This window comes from Streptomyces sp. NPDC006294 (assembly GCF_042870895.1).
In the GTDB taxonomy this organism is placed as follows: Bacteria; Actinomycetota; Actinomycetes; order Streptomycetales; family Streptomycetaceae; genus Streptomyces.
In genome coordinates this window covers 129,930-143,740 of the sequence record NZ_JBIAHV010000010.1, presented here as the reverse complement: position 1 = coordinate 143,740, position 13,811 = coordinate 129,930, and the positions used below count along the sequence as shown (strand labels likewise).

Annotated in this window: 11 protein-coding genes; 7 read left to right on the top strand and 4 right to left on the bottom strand. The window is 69.3% G+C overall.

The features are described from left to right. Window positions 1-4 precede the first annotated feature (4 nt). Window positions 5-835: an oxidoreductase gene (locus tag ACFYOP_RS19580; protein WP_356894533.1), complete on the bottom strand. Its 831-nt coding sequence runs from the start codon at window positions 833-835 to the stop codon at window positions 5-7. 103 nt (window positions 836-938) lie between these two features. Here ACFYOP_RS19580 and ACFYOP_RS19575 point away from each other — a divergent pair, with 103 nt between their 5' ends. After that, window positions 939-1,925 carry an ATP-binding protein gene (locus tag ACFYOP_RS19575; protein WP_356894531.1) on the top strand — a complete coding sequence of 329 codons (987 nt, stop codon included), beginning with the start codon at window positions 939-941 and terminating at the stop codon, window positions 1,923-1,925. Between the two features lie 125 nt (window positions 1,926-2,050). On the opposite strand, the gene ACFYOP_RS19570 is transcribed toward ACFYOP_RS19575, so the two are convergent. Further along, window positions 2,051-3,358, bottom strand: a complete 1,308-nt coding sequence (locus ACFYOP_RS19570; RefSeq protein ID WP_356894529.1) for a hypothetical protein — start codon at window positions 3,356-3,358, stop codon at window positions 2,051-2,053. 286 nt (window positions 3,359-3,644) lie between these two features. Here ACFYOP_RS19570 and ACFYOP_RS19565 point away from each other — a divergent pair, with 286 nt between their 5' ends. From ACFYOP_RS19565 to ACFYOP_RS19540, 6 genes are all read left to right on the top strand, one after another. Further along, window positions 3,645-6,020, top strand: a complete 2,376-nt coding sequence (locus tag ACFYOP_RS19565) for a bifunctional SulP family inorganic anion transporter/carbonic anhydrase (RefSeq protein ID WP_356894527.1) — start codon at window positions 3,645-3,647, stop codon at window positions 6,018-6,020. Window positions 6,021-6,260: 240 nt separating this feature from the next. Continuing rightward, complete coding sequence (gene acs / locus ACFYOP_RS19560; RefSeq protein ID WP_356894525.1) at window positions 6,261-8,216, top strand: acetate--CoA ligase; 1,956 nt, start codon at window positions 6,261-6,263, stop codon at window positions 8,214-8,216. Between the two features lie 196 nt (window positions 8,217-8,412). After that, window positions 8,413-9,807 carry a Na+/H+ antiporter NhaA gene (gene nhaA / locus ACFYOP_RS19555; protein WP_356894523.1) on the top strand — a complete coding sequence of 465 codons (1,395 nt, stop codon included), beginning with the start codon at window positions 8,413-8,415 and terminating at the stop codon, window positions 9,805-9,807. A 55-nt stretch (window positions 9,808-9,862) separates the two neighbouring features. Next, a complete protein-coding gene (locus ACFYOP_RS19550; protein WP_356894521.1) occupies window positions 9,863-10,366 on the top strand; it encodes a phage holin family protein in 504 nt (167 codons plus the stop codon). A gap of 55 nt (window positions 10,367-10,421) precedes the next feature. After that, entirely contained in the window at window positions 10,422-11,369 is a 948-nt protein-coding gene (locus tag ACFYOP_RS19545) for an alpha/beta hydrolase (protein ID WP_356894519.1), read from the top strand. Window positions 11,370-11,494: 125 nt separating this feature from the next. Next, the gene (locus tag ACFYOP_RS19540; protein WP_356894517.1) at window positions 11,495-11,686 is read left to right on the top strand and encodes a hypothetical protein; all 192 of its coding nucleotides are present in this window, start codon (window positions 11,495-11,497) and stop codon (window positions 11,684-11,686) included. Window positions 11,687-11,704: 18 nt separating this feature from the next. Here the strand turns inward: ACFYOP_RS19540 and ACFYOP_RS19535 are convergent, their stop codons facing one another. Next, window positions 11,705-12,913, bottom strand: a complete 1,209-nt coding sequence (locus tag ACFYOP_RS19535) for a MarP family serine protease (protein ID WP_356894515.1) — start codon at window positions 12,911-12,913, stop codon at window positions 11,705-11,707. 115 nt (window positions 12,914-13,028) lie between these two features. After that, the gene (locus ACFYOP_RS19530; RefSeq protein WP_356894513.1) at window positions 13,029-13,766 is read right to left on the bottom strand and encodes a CoA pyrophosphatase; all 738 of its coding nucleotides are present in this window, start codon (window positions 13,764-13,766) and stop codon (window positions 13,029-13,031) included. Window positions 13,767-13,811: the final 45 nt, after the last annotated feature.

Sequence of the window (13,811 nt, the reverse complement as noted above, 5' to 3'; positions counted from 1 at the left end):
GACCTCAGGCCGCGCCCCGCTGAAGCGCCTCGCACACCGCGGTGGACTCCCTGACACCCAGCTCGACGGCACGGCCGCAGTGGGCGATCCAGGCGGCCATTCCCTCGGGCGTCCCGGTCAGGTACGCCTCGAAGGCGGCGACGTACGCGGCCCGGCCCTGCTCGGCGTGGCCGACCTCCGCCGGGCAGACCGACTTCGGGTCGAGCCCGCTGCCGACGAGCACGATCCGTTCCGCCGCCCGCGCGACCAGTCCGTTGTACGAGCCGAAGGGGCGCAGCGCCAGCAGCTCGCCATGCACCACGGCGGCAGTGATCAGGGCAGGAGCCTCCGTGCCCGAGATGATCAGCTCCGCCAGGCCCTCGAGCCGCCCCGTCAGCTCGGCCACCTCCGGCAACGGCGCCCCGATCAGCGGCTCGTCCACCCCCTCGCCGGGAAGGCGGGGGCGCCCGACGGTGTCGTCGTCGCCCGCACCGCTCGCCGCGACCAGGTGCAGCCGGGCCAGCACCCGCAGGGGCGACTGCCGCCAGATGGAGAGGAGTTGACCCGCTTCCGCGGTGAGCCGCAGAGCGGCGCCGACCGTACGGGCTTCCGGCTCACTGCCGAAGTCGGTGCGCCTGCGGACCTCCTCCAGCGCCCAGTCCGCTCCCGACAGGGCGGCGGAACCGCGGGCTCCGCGCAGCGCCGCCTCTGAGGTGATCTCGTTGCTGCGCCGGCGCATGACCCGGTGCCCGTAGACCCGGTCGACGGCTTTTCGCACGGAGTCCACGGAGTCGGCGACGCCCGGCAAGGCGCCGAGGATGGCGAGGGGATCGGCCGGCGAGGCGTTCGTACTCATAGGTAGCGAGGCTACGCGCCGCAGCGGGCGCTCCCCACCTTCGAGTGGCGTTCCTCACCCGACACGACAGCAGCGAGCCATCACTCCACTACGCTAGGTGAACATGAAGATCGCTTTCGTAGGGAAGGGCGGCAGTGGCAAGACGACGCTGTCATCGCTCTTCATCCGCCACCTTGCCGCCAACGAAGCCCCGGTCGTCGCGGTGGACGCCGACATCAACCAGCACCTCGGCGCCGCGCTCGGCCTCAGCGAGACCGAAGCGGCCGAGCTGCCGTCGATGGGCGCCCACCTGCCGCTCATCAAGGACTATCTGCGCGGCTCGAACCCCCGCATCGCCTCGACCGAGACGATGATCAAGACGACCCCTCCCGGCGAAGGTTCTCGCCTGCTCACGGTCACCGAGGACAACCCCGTCTACGACGCCTGCGCCCGCACGGTCCGGCTCGACGACGGTGACATCAGGCTGATGGCCACCGGCCCCTTCACCGAGTCCGACCTCGGTGTCTCCTGCTACCACTCCAAGGTCGGAGCGGTCGAGCTCTGCCTGAACCACCTCGTCGACGGCGCCGAGGAGTACGTCGTGGTCGACATGACGGCCGGCTCCGACTCCTTCGCCTCCGGGATGTTCACCCGCTTCGACATGACGTTCCTGGTGGCCGAGCCGACTCTCAAGGGCGTCTCCGTATACCGCCAGTACAAGGAGTACGCCCGGGACTTCGACGTCGCGGTGAAGGTCGTGGGCAACAAGGTGCAGAGCAAGGACGACATCGAGTTCCTCCGCGCGGAGGTCGGTGACGATCTGCTCGTCACCCTCGGGCACTCGGACTGGGTACGCGCCATGGAGAAGGGACGCCCGCTCCGCTTCGAGCTTCTGGAGGCGGACAACCGCATGGCGCTGCAGACGCTGCAGAACGCGGCGGAGGATTCGTACGCCGCCCGCGACTGGGAGCGCTACACCCGCCAGATGGTGCACTTCCATCTGAAGAACGCGGAGAACTGGGGCAACGCCAGGACCGGGGCCGATCTCGCGGCACAGGTGGACCCTGCCTTCGTCCTCCGTGAGCCCGCCCTGGTGCCACAGCCCGGCTGAGACTCCCGGTGCCGCAGCCGGCCGGGTTTTCCGTGCCGAGGTGCGGCCGGCCGAGGCCGGCGGTCCCGCCCCGTGGGCTTCCCCGGGGCGGGACCGCGGCCCTCCTACTCAAGGAGCCGTCGCGCTCAGTGCTTCTCCGCCGACTTCTGCCCGGCTCCCTTGGCGGGCTTCCCGGCCGGCGGAGCCGCCGGTGCCACCGGCGCGGTCAGGAACTGCGTCCAGCCGCCCTTGGGCGCCTCGCCGACCCCGAGGCCGCGCAGCTTCTCGAGAATCTTCGGGTCCTGCGCGTCCAGCCAGTCGACCAGCTGGCGGAACGACACGCACTCCACCTCGCTCTTCACGCACACCGTGGCGATCGTCTCCTCGATGGCGCGCATATAGGTGCCGCCGTTCCAGGACTCGAAGTGGTTGCCGATGATCAGCGGCGCACGGTTGCCGTCGTAGGACCGCTCGAATGCCTGGATCAGGCCGTCACGCATCTGGTTTCCCCAGTACGCGTGCTTCGAGGGGTCGCCCTTCACGGTGCCGGACTGGTTGACCATGAAGTTGTAGTCCATGGACAGCGTCTCGAAGGCGCGTCCGGGCACGGGGACCAGTTGCAGCGAGAGGTCCCACAGACCGAGTTCCTTCTCCGGCCAGACCTGGTTGTTGACGCCGCTGGTGTCGTAGCGGAAGCCCAGTTCGCTGGCCGCGCGCACGAAGTTCTCGCGTCCTTCGAGGCACGGTGTGCGGGCGCCGATGAGCTCCTTGTCGTAGTCGAAGGGGAGCGGCTCCATGGAGGCCAGATCCGCATTGGTCTTCCAGTTCTTGACGAACGACTTGGCCTGGCGGATCTCGCTCTTCCACTCCTCGACCGACCAGGTGCCGACCCCGCCGTCCTTGCCGCAGAAGTGGCCGTTGAAGTGCGTGCCCACCTCGTTCCCGTCGAGCCAGGCGGCACGCAGCTCACGCACGGTGTCCCTGATGCCCTCGGCGTCGTTGAAGCCGATGTCGGAGCGGCCGGCCGCGTGCTGCGGCGGGTTGTACAGCGCCCGCTTCTCCTCGGGCAGGAGATAGACGCCGCTGAGGAAGTAGGTCATCGTCGCGTCGTACTTCTTGCCGACCTCGCGGAAGTGGGAGAACAGCTTCTGGCTGTCCTCACCGGCACCGTCCCAGGAGAACACCACGAACTGCGGCGGCTTCTGACCGGGCTTCAGCCGTTTCGGCTCGAGCAGGCCGGGCTGGGCACCGGTGAAGGCGGTGGATCCGTCGCCGATGAGGCGTACCGCGCCCTTGGGGGCGGCGACGCCTTCCTTGCCTCCCGCGGCTCCCTCCTTGGCGGCCGGACCGCCCGGCACCTCGGCGCCGCCGGGCCCGGAACACCCCGCGAGACCTGCGACCAGCGCCGTGGCGACCGTGCCGACGACGACGAGCCTCTTCGTGGCGGCCAACATCCGCCCACCTCATTCCTGTGCCAATACGACTGTCTGACGACCGGTGCATACGGAGCCGTCAAGCTCGCATTGCGAGGGCTGAGGTAATGAACGACGAGCCGATATGAAATGACTAATCAGCAGATCGAGTGAAAGCCTGGCCTATTTGCCGCGAAAATAATGCCCGAGTCTTTACTCTGCATTACGATCCATTTACCGAACGTTTGAGTATCCCGCCGCTGCACGCCGTGACCCACGGCCGCGTCCCCCATTCCGCGACCGCGCTGCCCCGGAGGAGACGGGAACCATGTCCTGCGCCCCCACTCACACCGACGATCCTTCTCACCAGCCCGACAAGCTCACGAAGAACCACCCCGCCCAGCTCGACGGGGTGTCCCCCGCATCTCGCTTCCAGCGTCCGCACGGCCCGCCGCCCGGCGGCGTCCGCCGACTCCGCATCCGGGGCGCCGACTTCTCCGCGTCCATCGCCGTATTCCTGATCGCGCTGCCCCTGTCCCTCGGCATCGCCCTGGCCACCGGTGCACCGCTCCAGGCCGGTCTCGTCGCAGCGGCCGTCGGAGGCATCGTCGCCGGCCGCCTCGGCGGCTCCCCGCTCCAGGTCAGTGGACCTGCCGCCGGACTGACCGTGGTGACCGCCGAGTTGATCCAGCAGTACGGCTGGCGCGTCACCTGCGCGATCACCGTGCTCGCAGGCGTGTGCCAACTCGGTCTGGCGGCACTACGGGTCGCCCGCTCGGCTCTTGCCGTCAGCCCGGCGATCGTGCACGGCATGCTGGCGGGCATCGGCGTCACGATCGCCCTCGCCCAGCTCCACATCGTCCTGGGCGGCACCCCGCAGAGCTCGGTCGTCGCCAACATCACGGGGCTGCCTGAGCAGTTGGCCGACGCCCGGCCCGCCGCACTGTCGGTCAGCGCGTTGACCATCGCCGTGCTCCTGGGCTGGCCCCGTGTCCCGGGTCGCGCCGGCCGGATCGTCCGGAAGATTCCCGCCGCCCTCGCCGCCGTGGTGACAGCGACGGCGATGGCCGCGGTCGTCGGCCTCAGACTGCCCCAGGTCGACCTGCCCTCCTGGCACAGTCATGCGTTGCCTTCGTTGCCCGAAGGCCCGGTGCTCGGACTCGCCGCGGCCGTCCTCACCATCACCCTGGTCACCAGCGTGCAGTCGCTGCTGTCCGCGGTGGCGGTGGACAAACTGGCGGCGGCCCGTCCGGAGACGCACGGTCCCCTCCACCGCTCCGACCTCGACCGGGAGCTGGCCGGGCAGGGTGCGGCCAACATCGTGTCCGGTGCGCTCGGCGGACTGCCCGTTGCCGGTGTCGCGGTCCGCAGCACGACGAACGTGGCCGCCGGTGCCGTCAGCCGGCACTCCACGATGCTCCACGGGCTGTGGATCGTCGTCGCCGCGCTGTTCCTCGTCCCGGTGCTCGACCTGATTCCACTGGCCGCACTCGCGGCTCTCGTGATGGTGGTCGGGATGCAGATGGTCAACATCACCCATCTGCGGAAGGTGAAGAGAAACCGCGAGACGCTCGTCTACGCGACCACGCTCGGCGCCGTGGTGATCACCGATGTCCTGGCCGGCGTGATCATCGGGGTGGCGGTAGCGGTCTCCGTCGCGCTGTACCGACTCACCCGGACACGGATCACGTTGGAGGAACAGGAAGGCCTGCACCGCGTGCGGGCCCGCGGCCAGCTGACGTTCCTCGCGGTGCCACGGCTCAGCCGGTTGCTGCACGAAGTGCCCCAAGGGGCGGACGCCGTCGTCGAACTGGACGGCTCGTTCATGGACCATGCCGCATATGAGACCCTGCACGATTGGCAGACCTCGCACGTCGCGCAGGGAGGGACGGTGGAGATCACCGGCCGGTCGGGCGTGCCGATCAGCGAGCCGTCCGACGAGGCCCATGGGTGCTGCCGCCCGTGGACCCCCTGGCGCAACCACCACTGCGGTGAGCGCCCACTACAAGCGGATGCCCACCACCTGGCAAGCGGCATCAGCTCCTTCCAGCGGAACACCGCCCCACTGGTCCGCGAGGAGCTGGCACGGCTGGCGCGCGAGGGCCAGCGCCCCTCCCAGCTGTTCATCACCTGCGCCGACTCCCGACTGGTGACCAGCATGATCACAGCGAGCGGGCCGGGTGACCTGTTCACGGTGCGCAATGTGGGCAACCTGGTTCCGCACCCGGGGGAGGAGACCGGCGACGACTCCGTGGCGGCAGCGATCGAGTACGCCGTGGACGTGCTCTCGGTGGACTCGATCACCATCTGCGGACACTCGGGTTGCGGCGCGATGCAAGCCTTGCTTGCCAGCCCGCCCGAAGGGGTCCGGACTCCTCTCAGGCGGTGGTTGCGCCACGGCCAGCCCAGCCTGAAGCGGATGAGAAGCCGGCACAACCACTGGGCACGAATCTCCGGCCGTCTGCCGGCCGACGCGGTAGAACAGCTGAGCCTGACCAATGTGGTCCAGCAGCTGGAGCACCTGCGCGCCCACGAGTCGGTGGCGCGCCGGCTCGCGGACGGGACCCTCCAGTTGCACGGGATGTACTTCCATGTAGGCGAGGCCCAGGCATACCTCCTCACGAGCACCGCGGAGCACGAGACCGAGGAGGTCTTCGACAGAGTCGCCCCGACCCCCTCGGCGCTGGAGACGTCCCGGGCCTGATCCACCCGCCGGGCGGCCGGTTCCGGCCGCCCGGCAGCGTGGCTGAACCAGCCCCGCCCGGCGTCCGTGAGAACGTGTGGCCCCTCGTCCCCACCGCCCGGAGGCGAGGGGCGCCCACAGACCCGGGAAACGACAGGTCTAAACCAATATCCGGAAGGGCCTTGTCACCCGGCCCCCTGGCTGATGAGCTATGGCCTGGGACACATACGCATGGAAGACGCCCTGGGAAAGGGAGATGTCGTGAGCAACGAAAGCCTGGCCAACCTTCTTAAAGAAGAGCGGCGGTTCACTCCGCCGGCCGAGCTGGCAGCGAACGCCAACGTGACGGCGGAGGCGTACGAGCAGGCCGCGGCGGACAGGCTTGGCTTCTGGGCCGAGCAGGCGCGTCGGCTCAGCTGGGCCACCGAACCGACCGAGACCCTCGACTGGACCAACCCGCCCTTCGCGAAGTGGTTCGCCGACGGCAAGCTCAACGTGGCGTACAACTGCGTGGACCGCCATGTCGAGGCAGGCCATGGCGACCGTGTCGCCATCCACTTCGAGGGCGAGCCGGGCGACGGCCGCGCCATCACCTACGCGGAGCTCAAGGACGAGGTCTCCAAGGCCGCCAACGCGCTGCTCGAGCTCGGTGTCCGCAAGGGCGACCGGGTCGCCGTGTACCTGCCGATGATCCCCGAGGCCGCCGTCGCGATGCTGGCCTGCGCCCGGATCGGCGCCGCGCACTCGGTGGTCTTCGGCGGCTTCTCCGCCGAGGCGGTGGCCTCCCGTATCCAGGACGCCGACGCCAAGCTCGTCATCACCTCCGACGGCGGCTACCGCCGCGGCAAGCCGAGCGCGCTCAAGCCCGCGATCGACGAGGCGGTCACCCGCTGCCCGCAGGTCGAGCACGTGCTCGTCGTGCGGCGCACGGGCCAGGAGACGGTCTTCACCGAGGGGCGCGACGTCTGGTGGCACGACATCGTCGGCCGCCAGTCCGCGGAGCACACCCCCGAGGCCTTCGACGCCGAGCACCCGCTCTTCATCCTCTACACCTCGGGCACGACGGGTAAGCCGAAGGGCATCCTGCACACGTCCGGCGGCTATCTGACCCAGACGGCGTACACCCATCACGCCGTGTTCGACCTCAAGCCCGAGTCGGACGTCTACTGGTGCACGGCCGACATCGGCTGGGTGACCGGCCACTCGTACATCGTGTACGGGCCGCTGGCCAACGGTGCGACGCAGGTGATGTACGAGGGCACCCCGGACACCCCGCACCAGGGCCGCTTCTGGGAAATCGTCCAGAAGTACGGCGTCACGATCCTCTACACCGCGCCCACCGCGATCCGTACGTTCATGAAGTGGGGCGACGACATCCCCGCCAAGTTCGACCTGAGCAGCCTGCGGGTCCTCGGGTCGGTGGGCGAGCCGATCAACCCCGAGGCGTGGATCTGGTACCGGGAGCACATCGGCGGGGGCAAGACCCCGGTCGTGGACACCTGGTGGCAGACGGAGACCGGCGCCATGATGATCTCGCCGCTGCCCGGTGTCACGGCCGCCAAGCCGGGCTCCGCGCAGCGCCCGCTGCCCGGCATCTCGGCCACCGTCGTGGACGACGAGGCGAACGAGGTCCCCGACGGAGGCGGCGGCTACCTGGTCCTCACCGAGCCGTGGCCGTCGATGCTGCGCACCATCTGGGGCGACGACCAGCGTTTCCTCGACACCTACTGGTCGCGTTTCGAGGGCAAGTACTTCGCGGGCGACGGCGCCAAGAAGGACGACGACGGCGACATCTGGCTGCTCGGCCGGGTCGACGACGTCATGCTGGTCTCCGGTCACAACATCTCGACCACTGAGGTCGAGTCGGCGCTCGTCTCGCACCCCAAGGTCGCGGAGGCGGCCGTCGTGGGTGCGACGGACGAGACCACCGGGCAGGCCATCGTCGCCTTCGTGATACTGCGCGGGACGGCGACCGAGGACGACAGCCTCGTGAACGACCTGCGCAACCACGTCGGCGCGACCCTCGGACCGATCGCCAAGCCCAAGCGGATCCTTCCGGTGGCCGAGCTGCCGAAGACCCGTTCCGGCAAGATCATGCGCCGACTGCTCCGGGATGTGGCGGAGAACCGCCAGCTGGGAGACGTCACCACGCTGACGGACTCCTCTGTGATGGATCTCATCCAGACGAAGCTGCCCAGCGCGGCCAGCGAGGACTGACCAGCGGAAACGCCTGCACGCAGGCCCCGGCAGACCGTGCCGGGGCCTGCGCGTGCCCGCACCCCGCTCACCGGTAGTGCCGGAACGGGCTTGGGTAGAGTGAAGAACGCGTCAGCGAAGCGACGTAGATCCAAGGTGCGCCGGGAAGTCTGGTCGGCAAGCTTGTTGTGCTGCCCCCGACCGGAGGTTTCGTCCCGTGGTTCCGCCCAGTCCCGACCGCAAGTTCCTCGGCCGCCTTTCGCTGCCCGAGCGCAACTACGTCGCCGAAGCCCTGCGCACGGAAACCGTGGGCGGCATGCTGCTGCTGCTCGCGGCGGTCGTGGCACTGATCTGGGCGAACACCCCCCTCAGCGACAGCTACGCCTCCGTACGCGACTTCCACATCGGCCCGGCCTCGCTCCACCTCGATCTTTCGATCCAGCACTGGGCCGCCGACGGACTGCTCGCGATCTTCTTCTTCGTAGCCGGCATAGAACTCAAGCGAGAGCTGGTCGCCGGTGAGCTGAGCGACCCCAAGGCAGCCGCTCTGCCCGTGATCGCCGCGCTCTGCGGCATGGTGATGCCCGCACTCGTCTACCTGGTGGTCACCACCGTCGGCGGGGGCTCCACGGACGGCTGGGCCGTGCCGACCGCCACCGACATCGCGTTCGCCCTCGCCGTTCTCGCCGTCATCGGCACATCGCTGCCGTCGGCGCTCCGCGCCTTCCTGCTGACACTGGCCGTCGTCGACGACCTCTTCGCGATCCTGATCATCGCGGTCTTCTTCACGAGCGACCTGAACTTCTGGGCCCTCGGCGGAGCCTTCGCAGGTCTCGCCGTGTTCTGGCTGCTGCTGCGCAAGTCGGTGCACGGCTGGTACATCTACGTGCCCCTCGCGCTGGTCATCTGGGGCCTGATGTACAACAGCGGCGTCCACGCCACCATCGCCGGCGTCGCGATGGGCCTGATGCTGCGCTGCTCCCGCCGTGAGGACGAGGAGCACTCCCCGGGCGAGCACATCGAGCATCTCGTCCGCCCCCTCTCGGCCGGAATCGCCGTACCGCTGTTCGCCCTGTTCTCGGCCGGCGTCGCCGTCACCGGTGACTCGCTGACCCATGTGTTCACCAAGCCCGAGACCCTCGGTGTCGTGCTCGGCCTGGTGGTCGGCAAGGCCCTCGGCATCTTCGGCGGCACCTGGCTGGCCGCACGCTTCACCAAGGCCGAACTCAACGAAGACCTGGCCTGGCCCGACGTCCTGGCGCTCGCCACACTCGCCGGCATCGGTTTCACCGTCTCGCTGCTCATCGGCGAGCTCGCCTTCACCGGCGACTCGACGCTGACGGACGAGGTCAAGGCCGCGGTGCTGATCGGTTCGCTGATCGCCGCCGTCTTCGCCGCGATCCTGCTGAAGATGCGGGTACGCACGTACCAGGCGCTGTCGGCGGAGGAGGAGCGCGACGAGGACATGTCCGGGATCCCGGACATCTACGAGGAGGATGACCCCGCGTACCACCTGCGGATGGCCGCGATCTACGAGAAGAAGGCGGCGGAGCACCGCAAGAAGGCGGAAACGGCCGCGGTTTCGAGCGACAACGGCGACAGTCCGGCATGATCTGACATCGGACCGTACGAACACCGGACCCGTGGAAGAGGAGAGGGAGTCAGCGATGAGCGACCCCGGCAACACCACAGCGAACGCTGTCGGCGCCGACCGCAGTCTTGGCCAGCTGGTCGCCTCGGCGACCACCGAGATGTCCGCGTTGGTGCACGACGAGATCGCGCTGGCCAAGGCCCAGCTGCGGCAGGATGTGAAGAAGGCCGGGATCGGTGGAGCCGCGTTCACGGCGGCCGGCGCGGTACTGCTCTTCTCGTTGCCCATGCTGAGTTTCGCCCTGGCCTACGGCTTCGAGGCGTGGACCGGCTGGAACCTGGCATGGTGCTTCCTGCTGTCGTTCGCGGTGAACGTCGTTCTGGCCGCTCTGCTCGGACTCATCGGCATGGTCTTCGTGAAGAAGGCGAAGAAGGGCAAGGGTCCGCAGAATGCGGTCGCGTCGGCCAAGGAGACGGCCGCCGTGCTCGGCAACGCCAAGCCGCATCCGCGCGGCGTCGAACTGACCAAGGTCCAGGGCAACACGAGGGCGGACCGGCTGTCGGACAAGGTTTCGGCGTGACCTGCGGGCACCGGGACGCGAACACCGCGTCCCGGGTTGTGGCACGCTCATCAGCATGACGGTCCCTGATTCCGCTCCCGGCAGCTTCGGCGCCCCTGGCAGTCCCGTACGCATCGACGGTCCCTGGACCCACCGCGACGTGGCGGCCAACGGCGCCCGCTTCCACATCGCCGAGATGGGCGACGGGCCGCTGGTGATGCTGCTGCACGGGTTCCCGCAGTTCTGGTGGACCTGGCGGCATCAGCTCCCGGCGCTCGCCGACGCGGGGTTCAGGGCCGTGGCGATGGACCTGCGCGGGGTGGGCGGCAGCGACCGTACGCCGCGGGGTTACGACCCGGCCAATCTGGCGCTCGACATCACCGGTGTCGTCCGATCACTGGGCGAGCCGGACGCCGCCCTGGTCGGGCACGATCTGGGCGGCTACCTGGCGTGGACCGCGGCCGTGATGCGGCCCAAGCTGGTACGCCGGCTGGCCGTGTCGTCGATGCCGCACCCACGGCGGTGGCGCTCGGCGATGCTCTCCGACTTCGCGCAGAGCCGTGCCGGCTCCTACGTGTGGGGTTTCCAGCGGCCCTGGCTGCCGGAGCGCCAACTGGTGGCGGACGACGCGGCCTTGGTGGGCGAGTTGATCGAGAACTGGTCCGGGCCGCAGCCGCTCGACGAGGAGGCCGTCGAGGTCTACCGGCGGGCGATGTGCATTCCGTCGACCGCGCACTGCTCCATCGAGCCCTATCGCTGGATGGTGCGGTCGCTGGCCCGGCCGGACGGCATCCAGTTCAACCGCCGGATGAAGCGTCCGGTGCGGGTGCCCACGCTGCATCTGCACGGCTCACTCGATCCGGCGATGCGGACACGCAGCGCGGCCGGCTCGGGTGAGTACGTCGAAGCGCCCTACCGGTGGCGGCTGTTCGACGGCCTCGGCCACTTCCCTCACGAGGAGGACCCGGTCGCCTTCTCGAACGAACTGATCAACTGGCTCAAGGACCCCGAGCCCGATCGGTAGCCGGCCGAAGGGTTCCGCCCACCGAAAGTTCGATGGTGCTATGAGCAGCCAAATGCCTGGCGCATAAGCCAATTGGCCGCCCGGGGCACGGTTACCGACCATGGGGCCCGGGCACACGTCCGGGTATGGGCTGGACGCACGACTACGGTGACGCAGCACGCAACCGACGCTCGGCCAGTAGGCCGATCACTCGCGAGACAAGTGGCCTTCCGCGCGAGGGTCACGAGCATCCGGGGCAGGGAATGGGGATTCCGCACATCCTGAGGCGCCGCGCGCGCTGGGTGTCCGCTCGCCTGCGGCATCATCCCCGGGACTGACCCTGCGTCGCGGCGCCGCTACAAGGCGCACCCCTGGCTGTCGACCTCTTCGTTGGCGCTGCGGCCGAGTTCGATGTCCTTGCGGATCTCGTCCGCGGTCAGCGCGTAGCCGGTGTCCGCGTCGTCGAGCGACCGGGCGAAGATGACCCCGTAGACCTTGCCGTCCGTGGTCAGCAGCGGGCCGCCGGAGTTGCCCTGTCGCACGGTCGCGAACAGCGAGTAGACGTCACGTCGGACGGTGCCCCGGTGGTAGATGTCCGGGCCGTCGGCGTTGATACGTCCGCGGACGCGGGCGGAGCGCACGTCGTACGCGCCGTTCTCCGGGAAGCCGGCGATGATCGCGCTGTCGCCGCTCTCGGCGTCGCCCTCCTCGAAGTCGGCGAACTCGAGCGGGCGGGCCTGGAGGTCCGGGACGTCCAGGACGGCGATGTCGCGCTGCCAGTCGTAGAGGACGACCTTGGCGTCGTAGAGCCGGCCCTCACCGCCTATCTGCACCGTCGGCTCGTCGACGCCGCCGACGACGTGGGCGTTGGTCATCACCCGGCGCTCGTCGAAGACGAAGCCGGTCCCTTCGAGGACCTTGCCGCAGCTCGGGGCCGTACCGACGACCTTGACGATGGACTGCTTGGCGCGCGCGGCGACGGGGCTGCCGACGAGTGCCGGGTCGGGGGGCTGCACCTCGGTGATCGGCTCGTTGGCGAACGGGCTGAAGACCTGGGGGAAGCCGTTCTGCGCGAGGACCGAGGAGAAGTCCCTGAACCACGTGTTGGCCTGATCGGGCATCACACGCGACACCCCGAGCAGCACCTTCGAACTGCGCACCTCCTTGCCCAGGGTGGGCAGCGAGGTGCCGGCGAGCGCGGAGCCGATCAGCCAGGCGACCAGCAGCATCGCGACGACGTTGACCAGCGCACCGCCCGTGGCGTCGAGCGCGCGGGCGGGCGACCAGGTGATGAACCGCCGCAGTTTGTTGCCCAGATGGGTGGTGAAGGCCTGGCCGACCGAGGCGCAGACGATCACGATGACGACGGCGACTATCGCGACCGTGGTGGACACTTCGGCGTCGTCGGTCAGCGCGTTCCAGATCACCGGAAGCAGATAGACCGCGACGAGTCCGCCTCCAAGGAAGCCGATCACCGAGAGGATGCCGACGACGAAGCCCTGGCGATAGCCGACGATCGCGAACCACACGGCGGCGACCAGCAACAGGAAGTCCAGCACGTTCACCGAATTCTGCCTCGCAGTGTCGTCGCCGGTGCTCGGTCCGGCTGGGGGTGGGGCACGGCGAGCCGCGCGGTCGGTGTCACGCCCCCGCCGGGAGGGCATCACTCGTTTCAGCCTGTCATGCGTGCCAGTCCAGCGGGACCTTCTTGGTGCGGTCCCATGGTCGCTCCCAGCCCGCGAAGTGCAGAATCCGGTCGATCACCCCGGCGGTGAAACCCCAGACCAGAGCCCCTTCCACCGTGAACGCCGGGCCGGCGTGGCCGCGCGGGTGCACGGCCGTCGCACGGTTGGCCGGGTCCGTGAGGTCCGCCACGGGCACGGTGAACACGCGTGCGGTCTCCGCGGGATCGACCGCTCCGACCGGGCTGGGGGCTCGCCACCATCCCAGTACGGGCGTGACGACGAAACTGCTCACCGGGATGTAGAGCTTGGGCAGTACGCCGAAGGTCTGCACCCCCGTCGGGTCCAGCCCCGTCTCCTCCTGGGCCTCCCGCAGCGCGGCCCGCAGCGGCCCGGTCGTCGCCGGGTCGCCGTCCGCGGGATCGAGCGCGCCGCCGGGGAAGGAGGGCTGTCCCGCATGGGAGCGCAGCGTGCCCGCACGCTCCATGAGCAGCAGTTCCGGCCCCTTGGGGCCCTCTCCGAACAGGACGAGGACGGCGGACTGGCGGCCGTGTCCGCTCTCGGGCGGCAGGAAGCGGCTGAGCTGGTGCGGCTCCACCGTATCGGCGGCGCGCACCACGGGGTCGAGCCACTCGGGCAGGCCGTCGGTCGTGACGACCACGTCACCGTCGACCACCACCTCACCGTCGCCGTGCTGTTCGAATCGCTGGTACGTCTCTTCTCCAGTGCGTGTCATCGGCACCCCCTCACGCACAACGTCCCTGGGCGCCTCGATCGTTCC

What these genes read in the sequence shown, in the direction of transcription:
- ACFYOP_RS19580 (WP_356894533.1), bottom strand. Translation starts at nt 835, where the DNA reads ATGAGTACGAACGCCTCGCCGGCCGATCCCCTCGCCATCCTCGGCGCC.
- ACFYOP_RS19575 (WP_356894531.1), top strand. Translation starts at nt 939, where the DNA reads ATGAAGATCGCTTTCGTAGGGAAGGGCGGCAGTGGCAAGACGACGCTG.
- ACFYOP_RS19570 (WP_356894529.1), bottom strand. Translation starts at nt 3,358, where the DNA reads ATGTTGGCCGCCACGAAGAGGCTCGTCGTCGTCGGCACGGTCGCCACG.
- ACFYOP_RS19565 (WP_356894527.1), top strand. Translation starts at nt 3,645, where the DNA reads ATGTCCTGCGCCCCCACTCACACCGACGATCCTTCTCACCAGCCCGAC.
- ACFYOP_RS19550 (WP_356894521.1), top strand. Translation starts at nt 9,863, where the DNA reads ATGAGCGACCCCGGCAACACCACAGCGAACGCTGTCGGCGCCGACCGC.
- ACFYOP_RS19545 (WP_356894519.1), top strand. Translation starts at nt 10,422, where the DNA reads ATGACGGTCCCTGATTCCGCTCCCGGCAGCTTCGGCGCCCCTGGCAGT.
- ACFYOP_RS19540 (WP_356894517.1), top strand. Translation starts at nt 11,495, where the DNA reads ATGGGCTGGACGCACGACTACGGTGACGCAGCACGCAACCGACGCTCG.
- ACFYOP_RS19530 (WP_356894513.1), bottom strand. Translation starts at nt 13,766, where the DNA reads ATGACACGCACTGGAGAAGAGACGTACCAGCGATTCGAACAGCACGGC.